Here is a 21,085-nt window from a genome sequence, read left to right as displayed (position 1 = left end):
AAACCGAGGCTTGCCGGCGGCGGCGATCGTTGCTCTCACGGATTCGGAAAAGCCAAACGTGCCAAACGTCCGATGCCTCGAGCGGGCCGACCTGTTGGCGGGCAGCATAGCCCTGAACCAGTCCTGCCGGAACGATCTCAGGATGCGGAAATCATCGCAGATCCACCCCTGGAGGCCGTTTTGACGGGCGTCGGCCGCCAGGCTGGACCGGGTGAACCGGGTTCCATCGAGGACGCCGAACCGGGCCGTGTCGATCTTCTCGCCAAGCCAGTGTCTTTCGATGAAATCGGCGGCAAAAACCTTGTCGACGGAATCGACAATATGGAATTGCATGTCGTCGATGGACCGGCGGTTCCAGGTGAAGCCGAAACGGCATCCCATTTTGTCGGCGAGACATTTTGCATTGACCATGGCAAGCAGGCGCCCTCCAAGGCCATCCGCCCTGGTCGCAGCCAATGTCTTCATCGAGAAATCGCTCAAGCGGCATCAACTTTCGGGTGCTGTCAGCCGGACCTGGCCGGCTTCGATATGCCGGAGGAACCATGCATATGTCTGCTCCAGCCCGCTGTGCAGCGAGTACCGGGGGCGCCATCCCATGGCAAACAGCCGCGAAACGTCCAGCAACTTGCGCGGTGTACCATCCGGCTTGGTCGCATCGAACGTAATCTCCACGTCGCCGCCGACGATCGAGGCGACCGTCCTGGCCAATTCGGCGATGGTGATGTCCTGACCCGAGCCGACATTGACATGGCTTTCCCCGCTGTAGGTTTTCAGGAGGGAGACCAGGGCATCGGCGGCATCGTCGACATGCAGGAACTCACGCATCGGCGTGCCCGATCCCCACACCTGCAGGGTCTTGTGACCGGCCTGCTTCGCTTCATGTGCCTTGCGCATCAACGCAGGTATGACGTGACTGGATTCAAGGTGGAAATTGTCCCCTGGACCATAGAGATTGGTTGGCATCGCCGAGATGTAGTTGACACCGTATTGACGCCGGTAGGCTTGGCAGAGTTTCAACCCGGCGATCTTGGCGATCGCATACCATTCATTGGTGGGTTCGAGCGGGCCGGTCAGCAAGGCGTCCTCGGGGATCGGCTGCGGCGCCAGTTTTGGGTAGATGCAGGATGAACCGAGGAACAGCAATTTGCCCACTTCGCTGCGGAAGGCGCCCTCGATGAGATTGGTCTGCACCGCGACATTGTCATAGAGGAAATCGGCCGGAAACCGGTCATTCGCAAGGATGCCGCCGACCTTGGCCGCGGCCATCACCACGGCATCCGGCCGACGGTCGGCCATCCAGCGTCGCACACCGGCCTGATCCAGGAGATCGAGTTCGGGGCGCGTCGCGGTCAGGATCTCGCAGTCTTCGACCGCCAGCCTGCGCAGGACGGCGGACCCGACCATGCCACGATGTCCGGCCACGAAAACCCGCTTGCCTTTGAGATCGAAGGTCTCGTTCATCGCATTGCCTCCGTCAGGAACGGCCACTGGGCCTGTTGTCGGCGCGTGCCAGATCCGACCGCACCATCTCCGCCACCAGGTCCTTGAACCCGGTCACATGCGACCAGCCGAGCCTGGTCCTGGCCTTGGACGGGTCGCCGACAAGCAGGTCGACTTCCGCCGGCCTGAAATAGCGCGGATCGATACGCACCAGAACGGCGCCTGAGCCTGCGTCGATGCCAATCTCGTCCACACCGTGCCCCTGCCAGAGAATGGTCCTTCCGGTCTCGGCAAAGGCCAGTTCGGCGAATTCGCGCACTGAGTGCGCCTCGCCGGTCGCCAGCACGAAATCGTCGGCCTCGTCGTGCTGCAGGATACGCCAAATGCCCTCGACATAGTCGCGTGCATGACCCCAGTCGCGCCTGACATCGATGTTGCCGAGATAGAGCGTTTCCTGGCGGCCATGGTGGATCGAGGCAACTGCTCGCGTGATCTTGCGGGTCACGAAGGTTTCGCCGCGAACCGGGCTCTCATGGTTGAACAGGATGCCGTTGGCCGCGAACATGCCGTAGGCCTCGCGATAGTTTACCGTCGCCCAGTAGGCATAGAGCTTGGCGGCCGCATAGGGTGAGCAGGGACGGAAGGGCGTCGTCTCGCGCTGCGGCACCTTGAGGGTCTTGCCGTAAAGTTCCGAAGTCGAGGCCTGGTAGAAGCGCACGGTCTTTTCCAGGCGCAGGATGCGGATTGCCTCAAGCAGCCTGAGCGTTCCCAGGGCATCGGCATTGGCCGTGTATTCAGGTGTCTCGAAACTGACCTGGACATGGCTCTGGGCGCCCAGATTGTAGATTTCGCTGGGCCGCGTCTCTTGCACCAGCCGGATCAGGTTCGTGGCGTCGGTAAGATCGCCATGGTGCAGGAAAAAGCTGATATCGCGTTCATGCGGGTCGACATAGATATCGTCGATACGCTCGGTGTTGAACGAGGACGAACGGCGCTTGACGCCATGGACGATATAGCCCTTCCGCAACAGCAACCGCGCGAGATAGGCCCCGTCCTGGCCGGTTACCCCGGTTATGAGGGCCACTTTGTCCGCCATCGGCTACTGGTCCACTGATCCGCGCTCCCCTCAATACGGGCTGAGATCAATATCGCAAATCTCCCGAGCGGGGGATACTTCTAGCCAAATTTCATTCGGCTCAGACGCCCGCGACGGCGCACAGGCTCTTCATCCGCGCTATGGCAAGGTCGGGATCGGCCAGCAGGCCTGCCTGGTCGGCAAGGCGGAAGACCTCCGCATAGTGGCGGATGCCGCGTGCCGACTGCATGCCGCCGACCATCGTGAAATGATCCTGGTGGCCGTTCAGCCAGGCCATGAAGACGATGCCGGCCTTGTAATATTCGGTCGGCGCCTCAAAGATCTTTCGTGACAGCGGCACCGTCGGCGTCATAAGCGCGTCATAGCCGGCCCGGTCGCCCTCGGCGAGCCTTGCCAGGGCGGCATTGGCGACCGGCGCGATGGCGTCGAAAATGCCGAGCAAGGCATGCGAATGCCCACGGCCGTCTCCGGCGATCAATTCGGGATAGTTGAAATCGTCGCCGGTGAACATCACGACGCCGTGCGGCAGCCGATCGCGCAGCGCAACCTCCTTGCCGGCATCGAGCAGCGATATCTTTATGCCTTCGACCTTGTTTGCGTGACGTTCGATGATGGCGACCACCGTATCGAGCGCGGTCTCGAAATCGTCGCTGCCCCAATAGCCCTTCAAGGCCGGGTCGAACATGTCACCAAGCCAGTGCAGGATGACCTTGCCGGAAGCTTGGCTGAGAATCCGGTCGTAGACGGCGGCGTAGTCGTCCGCTCCCTTCGCCACCGCCGCCAATGCGCGGCTGGCCATCATGATCGCCTTGCCGCCTTCTCCTTCGATGAAAGCGAACTGCTCCTCATAGGCGGCGATCACATCGTCAAGTGTCCTGGCCGACGCCGGCGCCAGATGGTCGGTCCCCGCGCCCGAGGCAAGATCCGCGCCATCGACGGTGCGGGATTCGGCGATCGACCTGCGGATCAAGTCCCGTGCGCTTGGCCAGTCGAAACCCATGCCGCGCTGAGAAGTATCCATCGCCTCGGCGATGCGGAAGCCGAGCCGCCACAGATGGTGGCGGAACGCCATCGTCCTGTCCCAGTCGACCACGGGCCGCGACCATGGATCGGTCATTGTGAGGGGATCGGCAACGACATGCGCGGCGGCATAGGCGACGCGCGAAAACCGCGCGCCGATTACCGGCCGCACCGGCTGTCCGACAAGCGCGTAGCGGCTGCTATGGCCACCCTCACCAGGCAAGGAAATATCCATCGAGCTCTCCCTTTACCGCGCCTATAAATGGAACGTTCCAATAAATCAAGAACCTTTAAGATTCGGGAGCGGCCTTCTTGGAAATGCTGCATCGCAGCACGGTACTCGTTACAAGACATGGCCTGTGACACCAGATTATCGATTCTCCAGGTGAGAGAAAAATCTCGATTGACTCTCGATTGGAGCAGTGATTAGAACGTTCCAATAATTTGGGACCGAAACCGGGAGGAGCTATCGGGATGGCCAGCCGGGCCAAGGCGACGATCTTCGACATTGCCCGCGAGGCAGGCGTGTCCAAATCGACGGTGTCGCTCGTGCTCCAGGGCAGCGGGCTCATCCGGCCCGAGACGGCGGTCAAGGTGCGCAAGGCGATCGAGGATGTCGGCTATGTCTACAATCGCGGCGCCGCCAATCTGCGCAAGGCCCATTCCAACGTCATCGGCATGGTCATCAACGATCTCACCAATCCGTTCTTCGCCGAACTGGCGGTTGGCATGGAGCGCGTCTTCCAGTCCGCCGGCATCGTGCCCTTCATCGCCAACACGGCGGAGAATCCGGTGCGCCAGGAAGAGGTACTGAAGTCGCTGATGGAGCAAGGCGTCGCCGGCCTCATCGTGTCTCCGGCGCGCGGCACCACGCCAGGCGCTTTCCGGCGGCTGGAAATGGCTGGCGTGCCGGTTGTCTTCGCCATGCGCCGCCTGCCTGAAAGCCGCATCCCGGTGATCGCGCCCGACAATCATCGCGGCGCCTATCTTGCCGCTGCTCATCTTATCGGCAAAGGCCATCGCCGGCTGGCCTTCTTCGGCGGCACATCGGACCTTGTGGTCTATCAGGAACGGCTGGGCGGCTTTCGCGAAGCCTGCGAGACGCTGGGCATCGCCGCTCGCGACGTGCTCGTCATCGAGGGCGAGACCAGCCGCAAGGGTGGCATTGCCTGCCTGGAAACCGCACTCGCAATGGCCGAGCCGCCGACATCGGCGCTTTGCTTCAACGATGCCGTCGCCTTCGGCGTGATGCTGGCATTGCGCAAGCGCCGGCTTGAGCCGGGACCGGATTTCGCTGTCGTCGGCTTTGACGACGTGGTCGAGGCCGAACACTACATGCCGGCGCTCACCAGCGTCGCGGTTGACACAGCCGGTCTCGGCGAACGCGCCGCACACGTCATGCTCAAGATGATCCAGTCGCGCACCACGCGTGCCGAAGACCATATCGGCGCGGTCAATCTCGTGGTCAGGGAAAGTTGCGGCCCGGATCGCCGCACACGAAACAGGCCTGCAGGAACGGGGGGCGCGGCATGAGCGTCAGGTGGGGACTGATCGGCGCCAGCACGATCGCCAGGCAATTCATGATCGATGCCATTCGTGCGCAAGAGGGTGGCGAGATCGCGACGGTGATGAGTTCCAGCCCGGAACGCGCCACGGGCTACGCGCGGGAAAATGGCATTCCGGCCGCCGTGTCGAGCCTCGATGCCTTGCTTGGATCCGGCATCGACGCCGTCTACATCTCGACCACCAACGAGTTGCATCTCGAGCAGGCGCTTGCCGCCATCAAGGCTGGAAAGCATGTGTTGTGCGAGAAGCCGCTGGCGCTGACCAGCGCCGACGCACGCAAGATGGTCGCGGCCGCCAGCGCTGCCGGCATCGTGCTCGGCACCAACCATCATTTGCGCAACGCCGGTGCGCATCGCGCCATGCGTGAAGCGATCGCCGCCGGCCGCATCGGCAAACCGATCGCCGCACGCGTTTTCCATTCCGTCTATCTGCCGGAAAACCTGCAAGGCTGGCGCATCACCAAGCCCCAAGCGGGCGGCGGCGTGGTGCTCGACATCACCGTGCACGATGCCGACACGCTGCGCTTCGTGCTCGGCGACGATCCGGTCGAGGTCTCGGCCTTCACGCAAGCCGCCGGCATGGCCGGCAGCGGGCTGGAGGACGGCGCCATGTGCATCTGGCGCTTCAAATCGGGCCTCATCGCCCAGTCGCATGAAGGCTTCACCACCCGCTTCGCAGGTACCGGCTTTGAGGTGCATGGTTCGGAAGGCTCGCTGATCGCCGGCAATGTCATGACCCAGAAGCCGGACGGCTCGGTGCTGTTGCGCACGGCCAAGGGTGAGGAGCAATTGAGCTTCGACCGCGAGGATCTCTACGTCAGGTCCGTGCGTCGGTTCCATGCCGCGATCCGCGGCGACGGCCAGCCCTCCGCCACCGGCGAGGACGGTATCTGGTCGCTGGCCTCGGCCGAGGCGGCACTGCAATCGGCTAGCTCCGGCAAGGCCGTCAAGATCGACCCGAAACTCGGGAGCATGAAGTGAGCAAGGTCGTTTCCGCAACGCACGCAGCCAGCCTGATCAAGGACGGCATTGTTGTTTCCGTGTCGTCGTCGAGCGGCCTTGGCTGTCCGGACGCGGTGCTGGCCGCCATCGGGGAACGTTTCGACGCGGAAGGTCACCCGAAGAACATCACCACGCTGCACCCGATCGCCGCCGGCGACATGTATGGCATCAAGGGCATCGATCACCTTGCCAAGCCCGGCTTGCTTAAGCGCACCCTGTGCGGCTCCTATCCATCCGGCCCCTCCTCCGCCGAGCCGCCGCAGATCTGGAAGATGATCGGCGACAATTCGGTCGCCGCCTACAATGTGCCCTCCGGCATCCTGTTCGACATGCACCGCGAAGCCGCCGCCAAGCGGCCGGGCGTGCTGACCAAGGTCGGTCTCGACACATTTGCCGATCCGCGCCATCAGGGTTGCGCCATGAACGCGGCGGCAAGCGAGCCGATCGTTTCGGTGCAGCAATTCGACGGCGAGGAATGGCTCTATTTCCGCTCGATCGTGCCGCAGGTGTCGATCATCCGCGCCACCACGGCCGATGAGCGCGGCAACCTCACCTATGAGCATGAAGGCGCCTATCTTGGCGGCCTGGAGCAGGCGCTCGCCGCCCGCAACAATGGCGGCGTCGTCATCGCGCAGGTCAAGCGCGTGGTGGAGAACGGCACGCTGAAGCCGCATGACGTGCGCGTGCCCGGCGTGCTGGTCGACCATATCGTGGTGGCGCCCGACCAGTTGCAGACGACGCTGACGCCTTACGACCCGGCGATTTCGGGCGAGATCTTCCGGCCGCTGTCGACCTTTCGCAACGCCGAGATGAACGTCCAGAAGGTGATCGCCCGCCGCGTCGCCATGGAATTGCGCGATGGCATGGCCGTCAACATCGGCTTCGGTATCTCGGCCAATGTGCCGCGCATCCTTCTGGAAGAAGGCCAGCACGGCAAGGTCACCTGGGTGATCGAACAGGGCGCGGTCGGCGGCGTGCCGCTGCTCGACTTCAAGTTCGGCTGTGCCTCCAACGCCGAGGCGATCATGCCCTCGCCGCACCAGTTCATCTATTTCCAGGCCGGTGGCTTCGACGCCTCGCTGCTCTCCTTCCTGCAGATCGACCGCCACGGCTCGGTCAACGTCTCGAAACTGTCGGCCCGGCCGCATGTCACCGCCGGCGCCGGCGGCTTTGTCGACATCACCGCGCGGGCCAGGAAGATCGTTTTCTCCGGCTTCTTCAATGCCGGCGCGAAACTCTCATTGGCCGATGGCGGCATCCGCATAGACCAGGAGGGCAAGGTCAAGAAGATCGTCAACGAGGTCGAGCACATCTCGTTTTCGGGCAGGCGCGCGGTCGCCCAGGGCCAGGACATCACCTATGTCACGGAGCGCTGCGTGATGAAGCTGACGCCTGACGGGCTGATGGTGACGGAACTGGCGCCCGGCATCGATCTCGAGCGCGATGTACTGGCGCAGTCCGAAACACCGCTTGGCGTCGCCAACGACCTCAAGGTAACTCCGGCCGCGCTCTATCAGGATCGGCCTATCGGCCTGTCGCTCGATGGCGGCGCTTCGCTCGGAGGCGTGCATGGCTGAGCTCCTTGTCACCTTCGAGCGGGACGGCGCCATCGGCATCGTCACCTTGCGGCGGCCGGAAAAGTTCAACGCGCTGGATATTCCGATGCTGCGGGCGCTGGAAACGGCGCTCGAAACGGCCGAGGCGGCTGAAGGCGTGCGCGTCGTGCTGTTGCGCGGCGAAGGCAAGGGCTTTTGCTCCGGCGGCGATGTCGAGGCGTGGGCGCAGATGAACGCGGCCGACTTCCAGGTGCAATGGGTGCGCTACGGCCACCGGGTGTTCGACCGGCTGGCAAGGCTGCGGCAACCGACGATTGCCGTGCTGTCGGGCCATGCGCTGGGCGGGGGGCTGGAGCTTGCCGCCGCCTGCGATTTCCGCGTCGCCGAGGCGCATGTGAAACTGGGTTTCCCCGAAACCTCGATCGGCGTCGTGCCCGGCTGGTCCGGCACGCAGCGCGCCGTGCGCCGCTTCGGCGCCCAGACCGTGCGCCGCTTGGCCTTGGGTGGCGAGATACTTCTCGCCCCCGAAGCGCTGGCCCTTGGCGTGGTCGACAGGGTGGTTGAAACCGGCAACGGGCTGGCCCAGGCCAGCGCCTGGGCGCAGACGATCGCCGAGCGCGGGCCGTTGGCGACCGAAGCCGCCAAGTTGATGATCGCTGTGGCCGAAGGCGAGGAAAGTGCGGCGGCAACGGAAGCGCTGGCCAGCGGTTTCATCGCGCTCTCCGGCGACCTCAAGGCTGGTGTAAGCGCTTTCAAGACCAAGCAGAAACCAGCATTTTCAAGAAGCTAGAGAAAAAATCCTGATGAACGCCCCCCTCAACATCGCCATGCCCGCCGAAGCGTCAGCGGCGCCAAGAAACTATCGGCTGCTGATTGACGGCAAGCATGTCGACGCCGGGGATGGCCGCACGCTGGAACGCAAGAGCCCCGGCCATGGCTTCACCGTTTCGCGCTATGCGCAGGCCGGCGAGGCCGAGGTGGAAGCGGCGATGCAGGCCGCGCACAGGGCGTTCGAGACCGGCCCGTGGCCGCGCATGAAGGCCTCCGAACGCGCAGCGATCCTGTTCAAGGCGGCCGACCTGATCGAGACGCGGCTGGAAGACATCGCCCGGCTCGATGCGCTGGAATCGGGCAAGCCGATCGCCCAGGCGCGCGGCGAGATCGGCGGCGCCGTCGACATCTGGCGCTATGCCGCCTCGCTCGCCCGCACGCTGCACGGCGAGAGCTACGCCAATCTCGGCGACGCCATGCTGGGCGTGGTCGTGCGCGAACCGATCGGCGTCGTCTCGATCATCACGCCGTGGAATTTCCCGTTCCTGATCGTCAGCCAGAAACTGCCCTTCGCGCTTGCCGCCGGCTGCACGGCCGTGGTCAAGCCGAGCGAGATGACCTCGGCCTCGACTTTCGTGCTCGGCGATATCCTGCTTGAGGCCGGCTTGCCCGCCGGCGTCGTCAACATCCTTGCCGGCCTGGGCGGCGATGTCGGCGCGCCGATGGTCAGCCATCCGCTGGTCGAGATGGTGTCGTTCACCGGCTCGACCCGCGTCGGCAAGATGACGATGGCGTCCGCCGCGCAGTCGCTCAAGAAGGTCTCGATGGAGCTCGGCGGCAAGAACGGCCAGATCGTCTTCCCCGATGCCGATCTCGAAGCTGCCGCCGACGCGGCGGTGTTCGGTGGCTTCTTCAATGCCGGCGAGTGCTGCAACGCCGGCAGCCGGCTGATCGTGCACGAGGCGATCGCCGACGACTTTCTTGCCGCCGTAAAGGCACTTACGTCGAGAGTAACGGTGGGAGATCCACTGGACGATCGAACCAAGGTCGGCGCGATGATCTCGTCCGACCATCTGGCCAAGGTGACCGGTTACGTTACGGCGGCTGCAAGCGGCGGCGGCAATGTTTACAACGGCGGCCGGCAGCTGGTCTCCAATGCCGGCCAATATCTCGACCCGACCATCATCCGTGGCGTCACCGAGGACATGGCCATCGCGCGCGAGGAAGTGTTCGGCCCGGTGCTCTCCGTGCTGACTTTTGAAACGATTGAAAAGGCGTTGCACATCGCCAACAACACGCCCTATGGTCTGTCTGCAGGCGTGTGGAGCGCCAGCATCGACACGTGCATGTCGGTGGCGCGTGGGGTGCGTTCGGGGACGGTTTGGGTGAACACATTCATGGAAGGTTATCCCGAGCTGCCTTTCGGAGGCTACAAGCAGTCCGGTCTCGGACGCGAACTCGGCAAACGCGCCGTCGAGGACTATACCGAGGAAAAGACAATCCAGTTTCATCGCGGCCAGCGCACAGGATGGTGGGTCGGCTGAGTTTGGAAGAACCCGGTGGGCTTCCACCGGTCGTGCAATGCAACAAGGGAGGAAGTACATGTTGCGCAAACTGCTTATCGGAACGGCTCTCGCGACGAGCTTTGCGTTCTCGGCGCATGCCGCGGACGTCAAGGAAGTGCAGATGCTGCATTGGTGGACGTCGGGCGGCGAAGCGGCTGCCCTCAACGTCTTGAAGGGCGATCTCGCCAAGGAAGGCTATGCCTGGAAGGACGTGCCTGTGGCCGGCGGTGGCGGCGACGCCGCCATGACCGCGCTGAAGGCGATGGTCGCTGCCGGCAACTATCCGACCGCCTCCCAGATGCTCGGCTACACCGTGCTCGACTATGCGGCGGCCGGCGTCATGGGCGACCTGACCGAGACGGCGAAGAAGGAAGGCTGGGACAAGTCGGTTCCGGCCGCCCTGCAGAAGTTCTCCGTCTATGAAGGCAAGTGGGTCGCGGCCCCGGTCAACGTCCACTCGGTCAACTGGCTGTGGATCAACAAGGCTGTCATGGACAAGATCGGCGGCACCGAGCCGAAGACCTTCGACGACTTCGTTGCCCTGCTCGACAAGGCCAAGGCGGCGGGCGTGATCCCGCTCGCTCTCGGCGGCCAGAACTGGCAGGAAGCCACCATGTTCGACTCGGTCGTGCTGTCGACCGGCGGACCCGAGTTCTACAAGAAGGCCTTCAACGACCTCGACGACGCTTCGCTCAAGTCCGACACGATGAAGAAGTCGTTCGACAACCTGGCCAAGCTCGTCACCTACGTCGACCCGAACTTCTCGGGCCGCGACTGGAACCTTGCCACCGCCATGGTGATCAAGGGCGATGCGCTGGTGCAGGTCATGGGCGACTGGGCCAAGGGCGAGTTCCACGCCGCCAAAAAGACCCCGGGCACGGACTTCCTGTGCTATCGCTTTCCGGGCACTGACGGCTCCGTGATCTACAACTCCGACATGTTCGGCATGTTCAACGTTCCGGACGACCGCAAGGCCGCCCAGGTCGCACTGGCCACCGCCACCTTGTCGAAGAGCTTCCAGTCGGCCTTCAACGTCGTCAAGGGTTCGGTTCCGGCCCGTACCGACGTTCCCGACACCGACTTCGACGCTTGCGGCAAGAAGGGCATCGCCGACCTGAAGGCAGCCAATGATGGCGGCACGCTGTTCGGCTCGCTGGCCCAGGGCTATGGCGCGCCTCCGGCGGTCGCCAATGCCTACAAGGACGTCGTTTCGAAGTTCGTCCATGGCCAGATCAAGACCTCGGACGAAGCCGTGACCGAGCTGGTCAAGGCGATCGACGACGCCAAGTAAGCGCCGGCCGCGAAAACACCTTCCCCGCTTCGGCGGGGAAGGTTTCATCCCACGATTGGCCGGCTCGACACCATGCCGACCAAGGACCCGTCCGCACGGGCCGCCTTGCCGCCTGCCAGCAGCGCAGGGACGATCCGAAAACGGGAGGAGCTCATGAGCACGCTAGCAACAAGCCAGATCAAGCTGACGCCGGAGCATGCACGGCCCCGCGCCACTGTGCGCTCGCGCCTGCAGGACGCCCTGCCGAAGATCGTGCTGGCGCCAAGCTTCGCCATAACGATCGTCTTCGTCTACGGCTTCATCCTGTGGACGATCTATTTGTCCTTCACCAATTCCAAGACCTTCCCGTCCTATGTCATCACCGGCTCGCGCGCCTATCAGCGGCTGTGGGGCTGGACCTTCGACACCGACCCGCCGTCGAGCTGGTATACGTCGATCACCAACATGGGCATTTTCGGCTTTCTCTACATCCTGATCTGCCTGGCGCTCGGCCTGTTCCTGGCCATCCTGCTCGACCAGAAGATTCGCGGCGAAGGCGTGCTGCGGCCGATCTACCTCTATCCCATGGCGCTGTCCTTCATCGTCACCGGCGTCGCCTGGAAATGGTTCCTCGATCCAGGACTCGGCCTCGAGCAGACCTTGCATCAATGGGGCTGGACGAGCTTCCACTTCGACTGGATCAAGAACAAGGATTTCGTCATCTACACGGTGGTCATCGCCGGTGTCTGGCAGGCCTCCGGCTTCATCATGGCGATGTTCCTGGCCGGCCTGCGCGGCATTGACGGCGAGATCATGAAGGCGGCGCAGATCGACGGCGCCACCACCTTCCAGCTCTACCGCCGCATCGTCATTCCGCTGCTCAGGCCAATCTTCCTGTCGGCCTTCATCGTGCTCGCCCACCTTGCCATCAAGTCCTATGACCTTGTCGTTGCGCTGACCTCAGGCGGCCCCGGCGGCTCGGCCTGGCTGCCGTCCAATTTCATGTACGAGTACACTTTCAAGCGCAACGAAATGGCTGTCGGCTCGGCCAGTGCCGTGATCATGCTGATGACCATCGTCGCCATCATCGTGCCCTATCTCTATTCGGAACTGCGGGAGAAGCCGCGATGAGCGCTGTCGCCACCCCTGCCCGCCAGGCCTCCAGCGGCATGAGCACCAAGACCCTCAACCGTGTCGTCATCTACGGGCTGCTGGCGCTGTTTGCGCTGTTCTACCTGATGCCGCTGTTCGTCATGCTGGTCACCTCATTCAAGACCATGGACGAGATCCAGAACGGCAACATGCTGGCGCTGCCCAAGGCCCCGACCTTCGATCCGTGGCTGAAGGCCTGGGGCGAGACCTGCGTCGGCCTCACCTGCGCCGGCATCAAGGGTTATTTCTGGAACTCCATCAAGATGGTGGTTCCGGCCGTGCTGATCTCGACCATGCTCGGGGCGCTCAATGGCTACGTGCTGACCAAATGGCGTTTTCGCGGCGCGACACTGGTGTTCGGGCTGATGCTGTTCGCCTGCTTCATCCCGTTCCAGTCGGTGCTGCTGCCGATGGCGACGATCCTGGGCAGCCTCGGCCGCTTCGGCGTCTCGCTGCAGAACTCGGTCGGCACCAGCTTCGGCCTCGGCAATCCGACGGTCAACCTGGTCTTCGTCCATGTCGTCTACGGCATCGGCTTCACCACTTTGTTCTTCCGCAACTATTATGAGGCCTTCCCGACCGAATTGATCAAGGCCGCACAGGTCGACGGCGCCTCCTTCTTCCAGATCTTCCGCCGCATCATGCTGCCGAACTCGATGCCGATCTTCGTCGTCACCGTCATCTACCAGTTCACCAACATCTGGAACGACTTCCTGTTCGCTTCCGCCTACGCCGGCACCGGCGACGCGATGCCGATGACGGTGGCGCTCAACAACGTCGTCAACACCTCGACCGGCGTCGTCGAATACAACGTCAACATGGCGGCCGCGATGATCGCGGCTCTGCCCACCCTGATCGTCTATGTCGTCGCCGGCCGCTATTTCGTGCGCGGGCTGATGGCGGGCGCGGTCAAAGGCTGACCACATTCAGAAGGAACGATCATGGCTTTTCTGGAAATTGATGGGCTGAAGAAGCGCTTCGGGAATGTTGAGATCCTGAAGGGCATCAATGTCGAACTCGAAAAGGGCGGCTTCCTGGTGCTGGTCGGCCCGTCAGGCTGCGGCAAGTCCACTTTGCTCAACACCATCGCCGGCCTGGAGCAGATCACGGAGGGCGAGATCCGTGTCGACGGCCGCGCCATCAACGATCTGCACCCGTCCAAGCGCGACATCGCCATGGTGTTCCAGAGCTATGCGCTCTACCCGAACATGACGGTGGCCGGGAACATCTCCTTCGGCATGGAAATGCGCGGCGTGCCCGCCGACGAGCGCCAGAAGGCGATCGACAAGGTGGCCAAGGTGCTGCAGATCGGCCATCTCCTGCAGCGCAAGCCAAGCCAGCTTTCGGGCGGCCAGCGCCAGCGCGTCGCCATGGGCCGGGCGCTGGTGCGCGACCCCAAACTGTTCCTGTTCGACGAGCCGCTGTCCAACCTCGACGCCAAGCTGCGCGTCGACATGCGCATCGAGATCAAGCGCCTCCACGCCACGACAGGCACAACCATCGTCTACGTCACCCACGACCAGATCGAGGCGATGACGCTGGCCACCAAGATCGCCGTGATGCGCGACGGCGAGGTGCAGCAATTCGGCACGCCGGCCGAAATCTACAACAACCCGAGCAACCTGTTCGTTGCCGACTTCATGGGTTCGCCGGCCATGAACCTGATCCCGGCGACCATCGCCACCTCGGGGAATGCGCTGTCCGTCGTGCTGCAGCGCGAGGCGCGCGAGCCGATCACGCTGCCGATGGCCAATGCGCCGGCCGGTCTCTCGGCATTCCAGGGCAAGCCGATCATCTTCGGCGTGCGGCCGGAAGCGCTGACCGATCCGGAAGGCGCCGAGCGCAATGCCTCCAACATCGCCACCGCCGACCTGCACATCGAAGTCGTCGAACCGGCCGGCTCCGACACCTTCGCCGTCACCAATCTCGGCGGCAAGGGCGTGGTGGCGCGGCTGCGCGCCGACGCCAACATCCAGCCGGGCACCAACACGCCACTTGCCTTCAACCTGACCAAGGCGGTGTTCTTCGATCCGGCGACCGAGAACCGCATACGCTGATGTATGTCGCCCAAAAGTGGATCCGGTTTTGGGGCAACGACATGCATCAAAACAAAAACCTAAAGCGCGTCGGGACGCGATTTAGGCCATGACAAATCCAGACATCGTCATCATCGGCTCCGGCATCGGCGGCGCCACGATCGCCTCCGGTCTGGCCGGCAGCGGCGCCTCGATCCTGATGCTGGAGCGCGGCGAGCCCCTGCCCGCAACGCCGCATGCGCGCGACACGCGCTCCATCTTCGTCGACGGCCACTACCGGCCGAAGGAGATGTGGCGCGAAGCCGGCGGAGCCGCCTTCAATCCTGGCAATTACTATTATGTCGGCGGCAATTCGAAATTCTACGGGGCGGTGCTGATCCGCTACCGCAAGGAAGATTTCTCCGCCATGGAGCATTTCGGCGGAGTCTCTCCGGCATGGCCGTTTTCCTATGACGAGTTCGAGCCCTGGTATTCGAAGGCAGAGCAGCTCTTTCGCGTGCGCGGCACGCTGGGGGAAGACCCGACCGAGCCGTTCCACTCGATCCCCTACGCCTACAAGCCGGTGCCCGACGAAGCGCCGATCGCCCGCGCCCGCGCCGAACTCAAGGGGCTGGGCCTGCATCCGGCCTCGCTGCCGCTCGGCGTCGACATCGACACCTGGCTGAAAGAAGGCAGAACCGGCTGGGACGCTTTCCCAAACACCGGTCAGGGCAAGATGGACGCCCAGACGGCACCGCTCGCGGCAGCGTTGAAGGACAGCAACATCCGGCTCGAGACCGGCTGCTATGTCGAATATCTTGAAGCGGCGCCCGATGCTAAAAACATCGCCGCCATTCATTACCGGCAGAATGGCGAGGCGAAGAAAGTCACGCCAAAACTGGTCATCCTGTCCGCCGGCGCGGTCAATTCCGCCGTCATCCTGCTGCGTTCGCCGTCAGCCAACAGCGGCAAGGGCCTTGCCAACCGCTCCGACCAGATCGGCCGCAATTTCATGAACCACAATTCCAGCGCCATGCTGGCCATCGACCCGCGCCGCAGAAACGATGCCGTCTACCAGAAGACGCTGATGCTGAACGACTACTATCTCTCGGACGGCAAGGGCGGCAAACCACTGGGCAATGTCCAGTTGCTCGGCAAGATCGACGGCAACATGCTGAAGGCCAATGTGAAGACGATGCCGAGATTCGCGCTCGATTACATGGCCGGCCACGCTGTCGACTGGTACCTGATGTGCGAGGACCTGCCGGATCCCGAAAGCCGCATCATGGTCGACGGCAACGACATCGTCATGCAATGGCGGCGCTCCAACATGCAGTCGCTTGACGGCCTGACCAGGGTGATGCGCGAAAACTTCCGCGCCTGCGGTTATCCCATCGTGCTCTCGCGCCCCTTCGACAAACGCACCCCCTCGCACCAGTGCGGCACGGTCAAGATGGGCGACGATCCGGCGACTTCACCGCTCGATCCGTTCTGCCGGTCGTTCGACCACCAGAACCTGTTCGTCGTCGACGCCAGTTTCCTGCCCAACTCGGCTGCCGTGAACCCGGCGCTGTCGATCGCAGCTCAGGCGCTGCGCGTGGCCGACCATATCCGCAAGTCGGACCTCGTGGCATGACCCGCCCGTCGGCCATCGTCACGGGCGGTGCGCGCGGCATCGGGCTAGCCTGCGTCGAGGCGCTGGCGGATTCAGGTTTCGACATTCTGGTCGCTGACCTCGCTGAACAAGCGCCGGACAGGCTTGCCGCCGACATCGCCGGGCGTGGTGGGAAGTTCGCCTACATCAAATGCGACATCGCAAACCTCAACGATCACCCTGTGTTGGTCGATGCCGCCATGCGCGCCTTCGGCCGCATAGATTGCCTTGTCAACAATGCCGGCGTCGGTGCCGTGGTACGCGGCGACCTGCTGGAGCTGAAACCGGAGAATTTCGACCGTACGCTCGGCATCAATCTGCGCGGCACCGTGTTTCTCAGCCAGGCGGTCGCCAAGGCGATGCTGGCCGCACCGGGCGATCACAAAAGATCGATCATCACCATCACCTCGGTCAGCGCTGACATGGCTTCGCCGGAACGCTCCGACTACTGCATCTCCAAGGCCGGCCTTTCCATGTGGGTGAAGAACCTGGCGCTCAGGCTTGCCCCGGAGAACATCGGCGTGTTCGAGCTGCGGCCGGGCATCATCCGCACCGACATGACGGCAGGCGTGACCGCCAAATACGATGCCTTGATCGAGGCCGGGCTGGTGCCGGCCAAGCGCTGGGGCGAAGCAACCGACATCGGCGCGGTGGTGGCGACGCTTGCCGCCGGCAAGCTCGGCTTTTCGACCGGCTCGATCATCAATGTCGACGGCGCGCTCTCCGTGCCGCGATTGTAAGTGGAAGCGACATGACCGATTACATCATCGTAGGCGCCGGCCCGGCCGGCTGCGTTCTGGCCAACCGGCTGAGCGAGGATCCGGCGAATTCGGTGCTGCTGCTCGAAGCCGGCGGCAAGGACTGGCATCCCTACATCCATATGCCGGCGGGCTTCGCCAAGATGACCAAGGGCATCGCGTCCTGGGGCTGGTCGACCGTGCCGCAGAAGAACATGAAGGACCGCGTCTTCTGGTACACGCAGGCCAAGGTGGTCGGCGGCGGCTCCTCCATCAACGCCCAGATCTACACGCGCGGCAACGCCCGCGACTACGACGCCTGGGAGAAGGAAGAGGGCCTCGCCGGCTGGGGCTATCGTGATGTGCTGCCCTACTTCAAACGCGCAGAGAACAACCAGCGCTACGCCAACGATTTCCATGGCGATCAGGGGCCGCTGGGCGTATCGAATCCGATCTCGCCGCTGCCGATCTGCGAGGCCTATTTCCGCGCCGGCCAGGAGATGGGTATTCCCTTCAATCCGGATTTCAACGGCGCCAGCCAGCAAGGCGTCGGCTATTACCAACTGACGCAGAAGGACGCCCGGCGTTCATCCGCTTCGGTCGCCTATCTCAAGCCGATCCGCGCACGCAAGAACCTCACCGTGCGAACCGACGTGCTGGTGACCCGTATCGTCGTCGAGAAGGGCCGCGCCATCGGTGTAGAGGTCGTCGACCGCCCCGGGGGTGAGAAGAAAATCCTGCGCGCCGATCGCGAGGTGATCGTTTCGTCCGGCGCCATCGGCTCGCCGAAACTGTTGATGCAATCGGGCATCGGTCCGGCCGATCATCTGAAATCGGTCGGCGTCACGCCGGTACACGACCTGCCTGGCGTCGGCTCCAACATGCAGGACCATCTCGATCTGTTCGTCATCGCCGAGTGCACCGGCGACCATACTTACGACAACTACACCAAGCTGCACCGCACGGCCTGGGCTGGCCTGCAGTACCTGCTGCTCAAGAAGGGGCCGGTAGCCTCCAGCCTGTTCGAAACCGGTGGCTTCTGGTACGCCGATCCGACCGCCGCCTCGCCCGACATCCAGTTTCACCTGGGTCTCGGCTCCGGTATCGAGGCCGGCGTCGAGAAGCTGAACAATCCCGGTGTCACCTTGAACTCGGCTTTCCTGCGGCCGCGCTCGCGCGGCACGGTGCGGCTGAAGAGCGCCGACCCGGCCGACCATCCGCTGATCGACCCGAACTACTGGTCCGATCCCTACGATCGGGCCATGTCGCTCAAGGGGCTGCGGCTGGCGCGCGAGATCATGCGACAGAAGGCGCTTGCCCCTTACGTGCTGCGCGAAGTGCTGCCCGGCCCGTCGCTGGCCAGCGATGACGAGCTGGTCGACTATGCCTGCCGCACCGCGAAGACCGATCACCATCCTGTCGGCACCTGCCGCATGGGCCACGATGACATGGCCGTGGTGACATCGGACCTGCGGCTGCGCGGTATCGAAGCCTTGCGCGTCTGCGACGCCTCGGTGATGCCGCGCGTGCCCTCCTCCAACACCAATGCACCCACGATCATGGTCGGTGAAAAGGGCGCCGACCTGATTCTCGGTCGCGAACCGCTACCGCCGGCTGTGTTTTCCGGAAACCGGGCTGCTTGAAAGGAAAGAAAATGATCAGGCACTGTGTCTTCGTCAGGTTTCGCGATGATGTCCCCGACAGCGAGCGCGCGGCGATCCATGCCGACCTGGAAGCGCTGCGGCAGGTGATCGACGGCATGGACACCGTCCACTTCAGCACCAATGTCAGCCCGGAGCCTTTCGGGCGCGGCTTCAATCATGGCTTCACCATCGATTTCCGCGATGCCGCCGCGCGCGACGCCTATCTCGTGCATGAAGCGCACCAACGCGCCGGCGCAAGACTGGTCGCCGCACTCGAAGGCGGCACAGATGGATTGATGGTCTTCGATCTCGATCTTACGAAAAAGTGACCAGCGGCTCTTCGAAAGCCGGCTGATCGCTGTTCTCTTTTGCGAGCAGGGCGACATATCGTTCCTTTGGGGGACCAAAGGAGGATGCCTTGAATCTCACTGCCGAGCAGAAGAAAACCGTTCTGGCCTCATTTCTGGGCTGGACGCTCGACGCTTTTGATTTCTTCCTTCTGACATTCCTGCTCACCGATATTGCAAGTGAATTCCACACGGATGTCCCGGCAGTCTCAAAGGCACTGTTCCTGACCTTGGCGACGCGCTTCATCGGTGCGTGCTTCTTTGGCATGCTCGCCGATAAATATGGGCGCAAACCCATGCTCATGCTCAACATCGTCAGCTATTCGGTGATTGGCGCGCTCGCCGCCTTCTCGCCCAATCTCGGTATTTTCCTGGCGCTGCGCGCTCTGTTCGGCATCGCCATGGGCGGCGAATGGGGGCTCGGCAGTTCGCTCGCCATGGAATCCATCCCGCCGAGCGCCCGCGGCATGGTCTCGGGCATCCTGCAATGCGGTTACCCCGCAGGTTACCTGCTGGCGGCGGTGGTCTATGGCCTGCTTTATCAGCAGACCATCGGCGGCTATACGATCGGCTGGCGCGCCATGTTCCTGCTCTCCTTCGTGCCGGCGCTCATCGTGCTCTTCATCCGCTCGCACGTGCCGGAATCGCCCGCTTTCGTCGAGGCGCGCAAATCGGTGAAGCCGGGGCTGCTGGAAACGCTGCGGAAGCACTGGGGCGTCGCGCTCTATGCCGTCGTCCTGATGATGTTCTTCAACTTCTTCAGCCACGGCACGCAGGATCTCTACCCGACCTTCCTGAAGAAGCAGCACGGCTTCGACCCGCACACCGTGAGTTGGATCACCATCGTCGCCAATCTCGGCGCCATTGTCGGCGGCCTGGCATTTGGCGCGCTGTCCGAGAAGATCGGCCGCGTCAACGCCATCACGCTGGCCTGCCTGATCGCCCTGCCGTCGATCCCGCTCTGGGCCTACAGCACCACGCCCTTCATGCTGGCCATCGGCGCCTTCGTCATGCAGGTCGCGGTCCAGGGCGCCTGGGGCGTCATCCCGGTGCATCTTAACGAGCTTTCGCCGGGCGCGGTCCGGGCGACCTTGCCCGGCTTCATCTATCAGGCCGGCAATCTTGCCGCCTCCTATGGCGGCCCGTACCAGGCGGGAATCGCCGAGGCGCCCGGCGGCAGCTATGGCTACGCGCTGGCGCTGTTCGCCGGCGTGGTCGCCGTCTGCATCATCGTCGTCATCCGCTTCAGCCCGGAACGACGCGGCCAGGTGATGACGGTGCTGGGTTGACGAGGGCTAGCTAGAGCAATTCCAGGAAAAGTGTGAGCGGTTTTCCGTCCGGAATTGCGTCAAAACAAGGAGTTAGAGTGGTTCGCCGTTTCCGTGAAACGGTGAATTGCTCTAGCCCAGTCTGAGGGCGATGACGCCGGCGACAATGCTGAGCGCGGCCGCGCCGCGCCAGCCCGTCATCTTCTCGCCGAGCGCGTAAACCGAGATCATCATGGCGAACAGGATCGAGGTCTCGCGCAGCGACGCCACCGAGGCGATCGGCGCCTTGGTCATCGCCCACATCACGATCCAGTATGCCGCACCGCTGAGCACGCCGGTGAACAGCCCGGTCTTCCAGTCGCGCGCCAGGACGGGAAGCGCCTTGGGGCCACGAAAAATCAGGCACAGCACCAGCGCGCCAAAAGCATCGCAGACGAACAGCCAGGCGGCGTAGCTCTGCGCCGTTACCGCCAGCCGCGCGCCGCTGCCGTCGGACAAGGTGTAGCTGGCGATGAAGACCGAGGTGCCGAAGGCGAAACCGACCGCGCGCAGATTGAGCTTCTCCAGATGCGCGCCGCCGCGAAACGACATCACCAGCGTGCCGGCCGACAAAAGCAGTATGCCGACAATGGCAAGCGGCGCGGGTACTTCGGCGACGACGAACATGCCGCCAATCGCGGCCAGCAAAGGGGCCGTGCCGCGCGCCAGCGGATAGGTCTGGGCGAAATCGCCCGCTTGGTAGGCGCCGATCAGGAAGGTGCGGTAGCCCATGTGGAAGATGACCGAGGCGATGATGTAGGGCCACACCTCGGCCTTCGGCACTTCGACGAAGGGGAGCACCACGAGTGCGGCGGCGCCCATGCCAAGCGTCATCAGCGTGATCGACAGGAAGCGGTCGAGATGGACCTTGACCAGCGCGTTCCAGATCGCGTGCATGGCGGCGGCGGCAAGCACCGCGAAGAAGACGAAAAGCGTCATTTCAGG

General features: G+C 63.5%; 18 protein-coding genes. 14 read left to right on the top strand and 4 right to left on the bottom strand.

The features are described from left to right. Positions 1-486: 486 nt before the first annotated feature. From fcl to AC07SZ_RS16335, 3 genes are all read right to left on the bottom strand, one after another. Positions 487-1,461 (bottom strand): GDP-L-fucose synthase, encoded by a 975-nt coding sequence (gene fcl / locus AC07SZ_RS16345; RefSeq protein WP_494915066.1) that lies wholly within the window; start codon positions 1,459-1,461, stop codon positions 487-489. A gap of 13 nt (positions 1,462-1,474) precedes the next feature. Then, positions 1,475-2,536: a GDP-mannose 4,6-dehydratase gene (gene gmd, locus AC07SZ_RS16340; protein ID WP_494915065.1), complete on the bottom strand. Its 1,062-nt coding sequence runs from the start codon at positions 2,534-2,536 to the stop codon at positions 1,475-1,477. A 100-nt stretch (positions 2,537-2,636) separates the two neighbouring features. After that, positions 2,637-3,791 (bottom strand): dihydrodipicolinate synthase family protein, encoded by a 1,155-nt coding sequence (locus tag AC07SZ_RS16335; protein WP_494915064.1) that lies wholly within the window; start codon positions 3,789-3,791, stop codon positions 2,637-2,639. A gap of 239 nt (positions 3,792-4,030) precedes the next feature. Between AC07SZ_RS16335 and AC07SZ_RS16330 the strand changes: the two genes are divergently transcribed. From AC07SZ_RS16330 to AC07SZ_RS16265, 14 genes are all read left to right on the top strand, one after another. Further along, on the top strand, positions 4,031-5,089 hold the full coding sequence (locus AC07SZ_RS16330; RefSeq protein WP_056577560.1) for a LacI family DNA-binding transcriptional regulator: 1,059 nt from the start codon (positions 4,031-4,033) through the stop codon (positions 5,087-5,089). Beyond that, the gene (locus AC07SZ_RS16325) at positions 5,086-6,102 is read left to right on the top strand and encodes a Gfo/Idh/MocA family protein (protein ID WP_056577563.1); all 1,017 of its coding nucleotides are present in this window, start codon (positions 5,086-5,088) and stop codon (positions 6,100-6,102) included. Before AC07SZ_RS16330 ends, AC07SZ_RS16325 begins: the two co-directional genes overlap by 4 nt. Beyond that, entirely contained in the window at positions 6,099-7,700 is a 1,602-nt protein-coding gene (locus AC07SZ_RS16320) for an acyl CoA:acetate/3-ketoacid CoA transferase (protein ID WP_494915062.1), read from the top strand. The genes AC07SZ_RS16325 and AC07SZ_RS16320 overlap by 4 nt, the downstream gene beginning before the upstream one ends. After that, positions 7,693-8,469: an enoyl-CoA hydratase/isomerase family protein gene (locus tag AC07SZ_RS16315; protein WP_494915060.1), complete on the top strand. Its 777-nt coding sequence runs from the start codon at positions 7,693-7,695 to the stop codon at positions 8,467-8,469. Before AC07SZ_RS16320 ends, AC07SZ_RS16315 begins: the two co-directional genes overlap by 8 nt. 13 nt (positions 8,470-8,482) lie before the next feature. Then, positions 8,483-9,994, top strand: a complete 1,512-nt coding sequence (locus AC07SZ_RS16310; protein ID WP_494915058.1) for an aldehyde dehydrogenase family protein — start codon at positions 8,483-8,485, stop codon at positions 9,992-9,994. A 58-nt stretch (positions 9,995-10,052) separates the two neighbouring features. Further along, positions 10,053-11,306 carry an ABC transporter substrate-binding protein gene (locus AC07SZ_RS16305; RefSeq protein ID WP_056577572.1) on the top strand — a complete coding sequence of 418 codons (1,254 nt, stop codon included), beginning with the start codon at positions 10,053-10,055 and terminating at the stop codon, positions 11,304-11,306. 153 nt (positions 11,307-11,459) lie between these two features. Beyond that, a complete protein-coding gene (locus AC07SZ_RS16300) occupies positions 11,460-12,416 on the top strand; it encodes a carbohydrate ABC transporter permease (protein WP_056577574.1) in 957 nt (318 codons plus the stop codon). After that, positions 12,413-13,357, top strand: a complete 945-nt coding sequence (locus AC07SZ_RS16295; RefSeq protein ID WP_056577577.1) for a carbohydrate ABC transporter permease — start codon at positions 12,413-12,415, stop codon at positions 13,355-13,357. Before AC07SZ_RS16300 ends, AC07SZ_RS16295 begins: the two co-directional genes overlap by 4 nt. A 21-nt stretch (positions 13,358-13,378) precedes the next feature. After that, entirely contained in the window at positions 13,379-14,494 is a 1,116-nt protein-coding gene (locus AC07SZ_RS16290; RefSeq protein ID WP_056577580.1) for an ABC transporter ATP-binding protein, read from the top strand. 88 nt (positions 14,495-14,582) lie between these two features. After that, a complete protein-coding gene (locus AC07SZ_RS16285) occupies positions 14,583-16,088 on the top strand; it encodes an FAD-dependent oxidoreductase (RefSeq protein ID WP_494915054.1) in 1,506 nt (501 codons plus the stop codon). After that, positions 16,085-16,846: a 3-ketoacyl-ACP reductase gene (locus tag AC07SZ_RS16280; protein WP_494915053.1), complete on the top strand. Its 762-nt coding sequence runs from the start codon at positions 16,085-16,087 to the stop codon at positions 16,844-16,846. The genes AC07SZ_RS16285 and AC07SZ_RS16280 overlap by 4 nt, the downstream gene beginning before the upstream one ends. A gap of 11 nt (positions 16,847-16,857) precedes the next feature. Then, on the top strand, positions 16,858-18,486 hold the full coding sequence (locus tag AC07SZ_RS16275; protein WP_494915051.1) for a GMC family oxidoreductase: 1,629 nt from the start codon (positions 16,858-16,860) through the stop codon (positions 18,484-18,486). An 11-nt stretch (positions 18,487-18,497) separates the two neighbouring features. Continuing rightward, positions 18,498-18,815: a Dabb family protein gene (locus AC07SZ_RS16270; RefSeq protein WP_494915049.1), complete on the top strand. Its 318-nt coding sequence runs from the start codon at positions 18,498-18,500 to the stop codon at positions 18,813-18,815. Positions 18,816-18,904: 89 nt separating this feature from the next. Further along, a complete protein-coding gene (locus tag AC07SZ_RS16265; protein WP_494915048.1) occupies positions 18,905-20,122 on the top strand; it encodes an MFS transporter in 1,218 nt (405 codons plus the stop codon). A gap of 111 nt (positions 20,123-20,233) precedes the next feature. Here AC07SZ_RS16265 and AC07SZ_RS16260 read toward each other — a convergent pair whose 3' ends face one another. After that, positions 20,234-21,079, bottom strand: coding sequence for an EamA family transporter (locus tag AC07SZ_RS16260; RefSeq protein ID WP_494915046.1), 846 nt, complete (start codon positions 21,077-21,079; stop codon positions 20,234-20,236). Positions 21,080-21,085: the final 6 nt, after the last annotated feature.

It is taken from the genome of Mesorhizobium sp. GW821-FHT07A06 (assembly GCF_059419085.1).
This window is presented reverse-complemented; position numbering and strand designations above follow the sequence as displayed.